Annotated in this window: 4 protein-coding genes; all 4 read right to left on the minus strand. The window is 70.5% G+C overall.

The genetic code is table 11. The features are described 5' to 3' along the window. Nucleotides 1-200: GapR family DNA-binding domain-containing protein (locus CVM50_RS19150; RefSeq protein WP_232618301.1), on the minus strand; the 200-nt coding region annotated here is incomplete at its 3' end. Between the two features lie 12 nt (nt 201-212). Then, entirely contained in the window at nt 213-1,421 is a 1,209-nt protein-coding gene (locus CVM50_RS19155; protein ID WP_085887043.1) for a DNA polymerase III subunit beta, read from the minus strand. 31 nt (nt 1,422-1,452) lie between these two features. Continuing rightward, entirely contained in the window at nt 1,453-1,719 is a 267-nt protein-coding gene (locus CVM50_RS19160) for a hypothetical protein (protein WP_085887042.1), read from the minus strand. Further along, entirely contained in the window at nt 1,716-1,898 is a 183-nt protein-coding gene (locus tag CVM50_RS19165) for a hypothetical protein (protein ID WP_085887041.1), read from the minus strand. The genes CVM50_RS19160 and CVM50_RS19165 overlap by 4 nt, the downstream gene beginning before the upstream one ends. Nucleotides 1,899-1,974 lie beyond the last annotated feature (76 nt).

Genomic DNA, 1,974 nt, shown 5'->3' on the forward strand with positions numbered 1-1,974 from the left:
CCCTTGGCCTCGGCCATCACTTCCTTCTGCTGGTCCGCGATGTCCTTCTTCTCTGCCGCCAAGTGCTCGAAGCGTTCGATGAAGCTGCGAAGCTCGCCTGCCGCGACGCGGAAGGCGCCGTCGCGGACCTCGCGATCGGCCTCGGTCTCTTTCAGGCCTGCATCCTCCTTGGATGCCTTCGGGAAGCCCATGTCCTTCATCGTCCCACCCCCTCAGTCGCGCATGGGCATGAGAACCCAGAGCGCATCGGGGTCCTCGGTGACGATGCGGGCGGGCTCTCCGCGCCCGGCACTGGAGAGGGTGAAGGCGGGCGCGATCCGGGCGAACTCGGAGAGCAGGGCCAGGCTGTAGGTGGCGGTCTGGCCTTCCCGCTCCGTATGCCCCTGCAGGGCGATGCTCAGATCGACGCCATCCGGCATGCTGAGGGACATGCGTCCCGCGCCTGGATCGAGCCGCAGGGGCAGGCTGCGCCCGTAGCAGGTCGCACTGGCGATGGTGCGCAGGCGGCTCAGGGCGCTGGCCGACAGGTGGGCTGTGAAGGCGTCGGAGGCCGGCGGCGTGACCCGCGTGTAGTCGGGATAGGTGCCGTCGATGCCCTGGATCACCAGGCGCAGCCCCGGCGCCGTCACCAGCAGGTGCCGCGGACCGGCACGGAAAGTCAGGGCCCCGTTCCCCGCCTTGCGCGCGATCGCAATCAGCAGATCGACGGCGCGGACCGGTACGATGAGGCCGTCGGGTCGGTCGGTCGCCTTGCTGCCGTCGGCGCGCGGCCCCTCGATGAAGCGGGCGGGCTCGTCGCAATCAATGATCGCCATGCGGTGGCCATCGGTGGAGACCGCGCGCAGCGTCCCGACTTCCGGCTTTGTCGTGAGGAAGGTGCCGTTGAGATAGTAGCGCGTTTCCTCGCGGCTGATGCAGGACCGGCCCAGGTCGAAGAGCCGCAGCGCCTGCGCGCCGGAGAGCGTGAACGCGCTTGCGCCGGGCATCCCGTCGGGGTCCTTGAAGGGCCGAGGGAAGTCCTCGGGAGGGATAGTCAGCTGCAGCGTTACCTGGATCTCGCCGTCGGAGAGGCGGACGCGGTCATGGTCCTCGCCGCGCATATGGGTGATGGTCACCGGCCCCCGAGCGGCGCGCAGGAAGCCCGCCAGCGCCCGATGCGACACGACCAGATCCGCATGCCCGCTAATCTGGGCCTCCAGGTCCAGCATCAGGGTCATCTTGAGGTCGGTGGCCTCCAGCGTGAGCCGGTCGCTCTTGAAGCGGACCCGCACGCAGCCAATCGCCGGGATCGTGTTCCGGCGCTCGATCACGCGAGACAACCGGTTGGCGGCCAGCCGAAGCTCGGCGAGGGCGACGGTGGCGCTCGGGCCCTCGGAGATCTCCGGGGCAGGCGCGGCGGCGCGGGGCATCTGGTGCAACATGGCAGGTCCTTTCCGGTGGCGGTGTCTGAGGTCAGGGGTAGGCGGGCAGGGCGTCCGCCTCTGCCACGGCCTCGCGGGCACGGGTGTCCCAGGCAGCGATGGCCTCGGCCTCCGTCGGGCCGTTCGCGGTGATCCGGTAGAGGGTCAGCACGGCGCGGCCTTCGGCGGGGACGTGGAAGCTGCCACCCCCTTCCAGCGCCGCGCAGACAAACGCCTCGTGCAGGGCGTCGCCGCTCAGCGGCGCGAGGCGCGCCAGGAAGGTGGTGATCGCATGGGTGTCGAGGAGGCGGCCTGTCATGGCTGACCTCCGACGGTGGCCTCGGGCTGGAGCGCCCGCCGAGCGATCGTGGTCGGCAGGTCCAGCAGCGCGGCGGCGATCAGCAACGCGACCGCCAGCCAGCAGAGGCCTTCCAGCGTGAGGTGGACCAGAGGGCACCGGTCGGTTCGGCGCGAGGTCATGTGCGTCCGGGCGCTCATGCTTCCGGCTCCACCGGCTCGGGCGCCGGGCGCGATTGGTCTTCGGCCTTCTGGGCTTCCTCCGGGGTGGAGGCCC

It is taken from the genome of Pseudooceanicola marinus, assembly GCF_002786295.1.
Taxonomy (GTDB): domain Bacteria; phylum Pseudomonadota; class Alphaproteobacteria; order Rhodobacterales; family Rhodobacteraceae; genus Pseudooceanicola; species Pseudooceanicola marinus.

Bases quoted from the DNA above. Each gene is read 5' to 3' on its own strand.
- CVM50_RS19155 (WP_085887043.1), bottom strand. From the start codon at position 1,421: ATGTTGCACCAGATGCCCCGCGCCGCCGCGCCTGCCCCGGAGATCTCC.
- CVM50_RS19160 (WP_085887042.1), bottom strand. From the start codon at position 1,719: ATGACAGGCCGCCTCCTCGACACCCATGCGATCACCACCTTCCTGGCG.
- CVM50_RS19165 (WP_085887041.1), bottom strand. From the start codon at position 1,898: ATGAGCGCCCGGACGCACATGACCTCGCGCCGAACCGACCGGTGCCCT.